Genomic DNA, 6,879 nt, shown 5'->3' with positions numbered 1-6,879 from the left:
GCAATGTCCATGATGCGCGCATAAACATCGCGGCCTGCGTAGGTCAAGAGCTTACTGCCATAACCGTTGTCTTCAATTTTTTCGGCCATGCTTTGAAGCAACTTAAACAGTTGACCAATGGTGGTATCTGTCGATGACAAGTCGATGGTTCCAGTCGCGCTATATTCTTCAGTAAGACCAAAGTCATAAACTTCCAGCTCAATCTCACCACCTTCGGCTTTCATTGGATATTCGACTTTGCCTGAAAGCGCCATCGCACACATAGCCTCAATACCTTTGTAAATGCGGCGTAGCATGTTGGCATTTTTCGAATCAAACCACTGTTTAGTGGCTTTCATCCCTAACGCTTTTAAGTTGTTCAGCTCAGCAGCGGTCGCAAAGTGCGACATCACGAAGCCTTGTGGTTCGATGGCCTTTACGGTTGTACCTTCCGATTTCAATACCAAAGCAGCGGTACCACGACGAACCACAGGCACGTTCGTGGTGGTGTCTTTGATTTCAGAATATGGCAATGACACGTCATGCCAGAATTGGCTAGGGCCAAATACCGTATTGCGAACTGGCATCGGTACGGGCTTTAATTTCTTTTGCTTGTTTAGGAACTCACCCCAAACATCCAGCTTCGTATAGCTGCGGAACAGGTCGATAATATCCATGACTTCTCTCTTTCTTAAAACAGTGTTCAATGCGCCTTAAAATGGCATTTAAGGCGCGTTCAATTTGGGTTACTTGATGCTGACAACTACGTCGTCAGAGTCATCGCCGATGTGCAGTTTCAGCACGGCGTCACCTGTGGCCTTAGGTAAAATAGCTCCGGTTTGCGCATCCACTTCAAACACGTCGGTATCAGAGCTTTCAAACTCAAACTCTTCGTTTTCTGGGTTCGCAAAGGCGATAGGAAGATCAACAACCGTGCCGATGAAGGCGCTCTTACCCAGTTCCAACTCGATATCAAAGTCAGGTGTTGGACGGAGAAAACCGCGCGCTTTTGAGCCTTCTGGAGCTTCTTCGATGTCATCGCCTAACTCTTTTTCTTGCAACGTCAGCGTGATAGCCATGTCGGATTTCAGACCAGGAACATTACCCGATTTGACGAACGTGGCTGAAAGCGTGGCATCACCAGCGCCTTTAACGATGAACTTGCCATCTTCAATCGCAATCACACTTTCATCTGAGGTTTTCAGATTGACGCGCTGCTCATGCGGATTGAACACCAACTCCATCTCTTGATCATCCGCCATCAACGGTGAGCCGATATCATCCACTGTGAATGGATAGGTCAGAGTTTCAAGTGCAAAGCCTGGCTCTTGGTCTTTGGGGTTGGTAGCAATAGTCGATTGCTTTTGTTTCGCGCTGTCAGCAAGTTGCTCGTCCACACTTTCTGGCGCAAGCGCTTGAGCAATCGCGTCGACCGTTAGACGTTCCTGGTCGTAAAGTTCAGACAAGACTTTGAGCGCCATTACCTGTTTGACCAAATTATCAATCTTGGCTTTACGCTGACGGTTCATCAGCAAGAAGCGAGAGTGACCACCAAGGTTCGCCATTGCGCTGCCAACGCGACTAAATTGCGCTGAAAACTCAGCGTCTAATTTTTGCTTATCCATTACCATTCACCTTCTGCCCACAAATCGCTTAATGTCAGCGTGAACTGCGCTTCTGCTGGAAGTGCAGAGTCATCCGCCAGCACAACGTTCTCACGAACATAATCACCTTTTACCAATGCGGTGACTGACGCATCGCCTGCAAACTGCTTGCGAGTCACAATAGCCAAACGATAAGCGGCGGTTACCGTAATCGTGCCGCCAGCACCATCATCGATGTCTTCTGTCGGAATAGTGACACCGTCCCAGCGACCTTGAATGCCTTCTTTGGTGATCACAATGACGTGGCCAATATCAAGGTCAGTGATGGCACCTGCAGTGATTTGATGCACCTTTGCGCCTTTACCACTGCTAATCACATTCTTATGGCTTAATGCTGCCTTAGAGGTAAATTCCATAATTCATTACTCTTGAGTTGTTCGGTTTCAATGTGCGCCCAATAAAGGCGCACGCCACATCAATTCAATTACCAGCCTTCAGGGTCGAACGTGTCTTTTTCTTCCCCTTCGTTTGAAAGCTCAATGTCGCCAAATACATCTAACGAACCTTTTTTCTTTGCTGGCTGCGCTTTAATGAGCGACTTAATTTCGGAATAACGAGAGCCTTCGCCTGTGTTACACAGTTCGATAGCCGATGCTCCTTTAATCATCGAAGTGATCACTTTCAGCATGTCTTCACCAAGGCTTGCATCGTTAGCAAGCTCGGTCAGCGTTTCACGGCGGTCACCTGCCATTGATTCGCGCATCTGCTTCAGTTCTTCGTTTTCTTCACCTTCAGGATTCGACTTACCTTTATCTCCTGGCTCACCGTTCGTTGGCAGTTCACCCTCACTAGGTGCTCCTTCAGCTTTAAAACCTAGCGCGTCACCCAGCTGCTTCTTCTCATCATCGGAGTAGCTCTTGACGGCTTTCATTAAATCTTCAAATTTCATAATGGAATTCTCATTCAATTGTTTGGTTTGCACTCCAGCATTGGAGAACAAGAAAATAGCGTCGCTTTCACCGTCATCACTGAGCTCAACGACATCCAGCGTTTTGATGTTGGCCGCAGGTGGCAGAGAACCAAGCTGAGCCACATGGTGAAGGTAGAATTCGCCTGGTTTGCCAGGGAGCGGATAGATACCCGCACTTTGACCTTCAAACTTACCTTGGTCTTCTAGCTCTTCGAGCTCTGGCGTGTAGTGCTGCTCGCACAGCAGAACCGCTTCACCTTTGTCGTTGGTGCTAATGCCGCGAACATCAATGCGCCCCAGCGCTGGAACCTTGTCATCGCCTTTTTTTGGATGCCCTAGCGTAACCGGAGGGCGTGAGCCTCCCGAGTTACGAACCACAGACTCCAGCACGGACTTGTCAACTGGTTGGCCATTGCGCTGAATACCTTCACCAACGAGCTCTAATTTACGAATACGAGGCATGGCTAACTCCTTACAGCGAAATAGTGACGCCGCCGCTACCAGGTTCATCGGCTGGGTAGCGAACGCCTGTCACGAAGTCGAGCTCAAAGAGGCGACCGCTGTTGTTGCTGATTTCAATGCGGAACACGGACATCTGAGCGGTGTACGCCACTTTCTCTTTGGTGTGATGGGTCGCTGGCGGATTTTTCACATACCCCCAAATACGCGTCACTACGCCATCTTGGCGGCGCGTACCTGTCGTCACATCCAGACCGCGCACATCACACAGAGCTCGAATGGCAACATAGCCGCCGTTTTTGGTGAGCTGCTTTAAATCCGCAGGCGCTGTGCTGTCAAACTCCACGTTTGCGTTCAACGCTTCATAGTCCCCATTAGGGATTTCCATATCACCGATACCGCCAAGCGCCGAGAACGTTTCAACCTTAAGTTGAGGCTCTGCTGTGATGGCTTTGACGCGTCCGATGTACTGCGTTTCATTGATAAAGCACATATGGTTACGCTTGGTTACATGGTTTTCAGCCATTGTTAATTACTCCCTACGAGTGAGCTAAAGGCGCTTTCCAGACCTTCCACGTAGATTTCTGCTGCATACTCGACGGTTTGCATCGGAATTGGTGGCGTGAACTGATAGCGATACTTGATCTTGCCCTGTTGCAAGTTCACCAACGGGTTATCGTCGACTTCCAGATACACATTGGAGTAAACCAGTGACGTGCCCACTTTAGTGCGAAGGTAATCATTGACCGTGTCACGAACGCGGCCACACACCATCGCTTGCAGACCATGTGGCCCTGTAAACATCGGCTTATCGATAAACTGCAGCGTGGCGGTTTCAATTGACTCTTCGATGATGTCCGCTGTGCGGCGAACACAAAAGAACGACGTCAAATCGGTTGAGTCTGGATACGCACTTGAGTAGTTACCAAAACCTTTCCAACCACTGCGGTTGATCATGGTGTAAATACCATTGGCGTTGAGGTAGTTCACATCACAGGCCGTATCGCTTGGGATGTACTCGATATCAATTGATGGACCGACAATATCTAGCAAGTCGTAGTTTGACGGTGAGCACCAGTAGCCCGTCTCGCTCACAATCGTGTCACCCGTACCATTGCGGTCGACTTGCGCAATCAGACCTGCCAATGACGGCGCAAACCAATCCACTTGGGTCGAACCGTCATCTTGAATAACAAGAGGACGTGGCCAACATGGCATGTAGCGTTCATCACCGAACTGCTGCTTAAAGGCGTACGCTTCTTCTGTGGTGCTGATATCTTCTGGCATATCACCCACCCAAACACCGCGAATGGATTTCACCGCTGCAACCGCTAGCGAGGCAGCACCTGTTTTGTGCAAGATGCCAGGAGCAAGATGGATTTTTGATGAGAAACCATATTTGTTGCCTGCTTTGCGTAGCAGTGGCAAGGCATCAATGAACGCTGCCAGCAGCGCATCAGAGACTGCCGTGACCGTCACTTCATACGTCAATGTTGACGACTGATAGGTCGCATCCCCAATCAGCTCCAGCGTGATGGTTGCCGCACCTTCAGCAAGTGGGGTGATTTCACCCGTGCCGTTATCGACAATCGCAACGGTCTCATCACTGGATGAATAATTCACCGCAAGGTCATTCGGGTTGGATAGCGCAACAGGTGTCGCTGGTGAGCCTGTATAGACCACGCCTTTGGAAGCTGACAAAGTGGCACCATTGGCGTCTTTACCTGCGTCAGGGTTGGTTTGTGCAACGGTAAGCGTGTACGTCAATGTTTCGGTTGCCGCTGCACGAGTTTGCGATTGAGCAGAACGCGCTGCTTTCTTGCGAGAGCGAGTCGCTTGCTGTGGCGCAGACTCAGACGCAGCTTCGGTGCCATCATCAAACTCGATATTAAGCGTGATGGTGGTTTCACCTTCCGCCACCAATGTGACCAGACCATCGCCATCAACCGTCGCTGCTGCTTCATTACTGGATGTGTAGCTAATGATGGCCGCATGCGGATTGGTGACAACAACAGGAGATACTGCTGCGCCATCGTCTATATAAGCAGTGGCACTGGCTGAGCTGAGTGTGACGCCTGATGTCGCAGGCTCTTCTGGTGCATCAGGGAAATCCGCATCTTTACCCAAAGGAATGGCAATCACTGAATTGCTTTCCACATAGGTATGAATACGTTTAAGCGCTTTTGAAATGGAGCCTTCACCAAATGCCGCGAACGCATCATCGTAATTGGTGGTGTGGTAAAGCTGCATTGGCTCTGCCTTTTCGGACGTGCCGAAAATACCAATCACGCTCGATGCAACATCGGTGACGGCCAGTGAGCCCGTAGTGGACTCAACGGTATAGATACCGTGTAGAAATTCATCAGACATAATGCCCTCCTAGAAACTGAGAGCATTATGGAAGTGTTCGCCGAGGCTAGGTGGCAATTGACAAAATGAGGATGGGGCTAAAGGTCGTTGGAGAGCTCGAAATACTCACGCATGCCTGTTTCATTTATCGTGCATGAAAGCCCCAAACGGATCAAGCCTTTCGTCGGCTCGACCGATACCACTTTCACGCCATCAAGCGTGATGCGCTGTTCGTACTTGGCGACCGATTCCGCTATTGCGACCTGCAGCTTTGACATAAACCACATCGGCTTATCTAAATACGCGAGAGCATCAGCGGCGTAGTCCGGCAAATAAATGCGCTCGGTTTTGCTGGTATAGATGATCATGTACAGCGATTGCTTAATATCATCCAATAATGTGGCGTTTCGACCTTCGCCACCGAGTTTGAGTGAGTAAATCATGTCACACCTGTTTTAATACGCTTAAAAACCAGTTTTAATTGTTTTAAGATTTTATTTTCGATAAATGTTACCACTGAAATTTAAACGCCCTTAGAACGCGATACAGGGCGTTTTACGTTAGGGTTTATTTATCGACTCAAATAGCCAATCAGACGACTGAGCAGAGAGGCACTTCGAACACTGACCGCTGAGCCTGTTGGACGACCTTCTGCATCGACGTGGGTGTGCGTATCAACGGAGACCGTCACCCCATTAATGGTCGCGGTGCCAGACACTTCCATACCGTTTTGCATTTTCGCTACGCCACCCGACACGGGACCACCATATCCAGCCGCGCCAACCGTTCCCATAAAGGTTGCCGTTTGCTGACCAGACACCGTACCCGTAATAGAGAGATTGCCACCAATGCTCGTGTTACCGCCTACGTCCAAGGTTTTGCTGATGGTCACTGCGCCCTCAATATCCACATCAGACACAATCGAGACTTTATCTGGTCCCACTTGAATCGACGGTGTACCTCCCTTGATTTTGAGTACGCCCGTTTGCGTTGCCTGGTCGTACTCCAAGAGTGTGCCATCTTCAAACTGAATACCAAACTTATTGGGATTAGTGGTGTACGGTCTGGCATTGACATTCACCAATGAGCCGAGGACATAGCCACGCACCATCGAACCAACTGGCGGAAAGAGACACAGCACTTGTTCACCCACGGCCATGTTCCAGCTGGCGTTCACGCCTTTGGTGCGAGAGCCGACGACTGACAACCAATCGGACTCTGGGATGCGACCACCTGCGAACGTGACCTTCACGCGGCGCAGCTCACTGTCGACTTGGCTGACAGTGGCAATACTCACGGTGCGCCTTAACATAGTGAAGACATCTTTCATCTTGTTGCCAAGCACACGAACGTCATCAAACATGGCTACATTCTCCCTCGCGCGCCACCGCCAATACGAGCAAGACGCTGCGCAGCGCTCTTCATCTTTTTCACCACGTTTGGTGTAGCACTGCCCACAAACTGCTTGGTCTCAAACTCGCTGACACACATTTCAATTACATCGGCGCAGTCATCATG

The 6,879-nt window shown here is 49.8% G+C and carries 8 protein-coding genes; all 8 read right to left on the bottom strand.

Going from position 1 to position 6,879, the window contains the following annotated elements:
- Nucleotides 1-656, bottom strand: a 656-nt coding sequence (locus tag QTO06_RS24620; protein WP_331410254.1) for a major capsid protein, incomplete at its 3' end; no start/stop codon positions are given.
- 69 nt (nucleotides 657-725) lie between these two features.
- Complete coding sequence (locus QTO06_RS24615; protein WP_031417650.1) at nucleotides 726-1,604, bottom strand: hypothetical protein; 879 nt, start codon at nucleotides 1,602-1,604, stop codon at nucleotides 726-728.
- Nucleotides 1,604-1,999, bottom strand: coding sequence for a hypothetical protein (locus tag QTO06_RS24610; RefSeq protein WP_331410252.1), 396 nt, complete (start codon nucleotides 1,997-1,999; stop codon nucleotides 1,604-1,606). The genes QTO06_RS24615 and QTO06_RS24610 overlap by 1 nt, the downstream gene beginning before the upstream one ends.
- 68 nt (nucleotides 2,000-2,067) lie before the next feature.
- Nucleotides 2,068-3,015 (bottom strand): hypothetical protein, encoded by a 948-nt coding sequence (locus tag QTO06_RS24605; RefSeq protein WP_031417653.1) that lies wholly within the window; start codon nucleotides 3,013-3,015, stop codon nucleotides 2,068-2,070.
- 10 nt (nucleotides 3,016-3,025) lie between these two features.
- On the bottom strand, nucleotides 3,026-3,538 hold the full coding sequence (locus QTO06_RS24600) for a phage major tail tube protein (protein WP_331410250.1): 513 nt from the start codon (nucleotides 3,536-3,538) through the stop codon (nucleotides 3,026-3,028).
- Between the two features lie 2 nt (nucleotides 3,539-3,540).
- Nucleotides 3,541-5,382: an Ig-like domain-containing protein gene (locus QTO06_RS24595; RefSeq protein WP_331410249.1), complete on the bottom strand. Its 1,842-nt coding sequence runs from the start codon at nucleotides 5,380-5,382 to the stop codon at nucleotides 3,541-3,543.
- 77 nt (nucleotides 5,383-5,459) lie between these two features.
- Nucleotides 5,460-5,804, bottom strand: coding sequence for a GPW/gp25 family protein (locus QTO06_RS24590; RefSeq protein WP_031417659.1), 345 nt, complete (start codon nucleotides 5,802-5,804; stop codon nucleotides 5,460-5,462).
- A 128-nt stretch (nucleotides 5,805-5,932) separates the two neighbouring features.
- The gene (locus QTO06_RS24585; protein WP_331410247.1) at nucleotides 5,933-6,724 is read right to left on the bottom strand and encodes a phage baseplate assembly protein V; all 792 of its coding nucleotides are present in this window, start codon (nucleotides 6,722-6,724) and stop codon (nucleotides 5,933-5,935) included.
- Nucleotides 6,725-6,879 lie beyond the last annotated feature (155 nt).

The sequence above is a fragment of the Vibrio sp. M260121 genome (assembly GCF_036533715.1).
GTDB lineage: Bacteria > Pseudomonadota > Gammaproteobacteria > Enterobacterales > Vibrionaceae > Vibrio.
The sequence above is the reverse complement of the archived record's forward strand: the minus strand, read 5'-3'. Positions and strand labels throughout refer to the sequence as shown.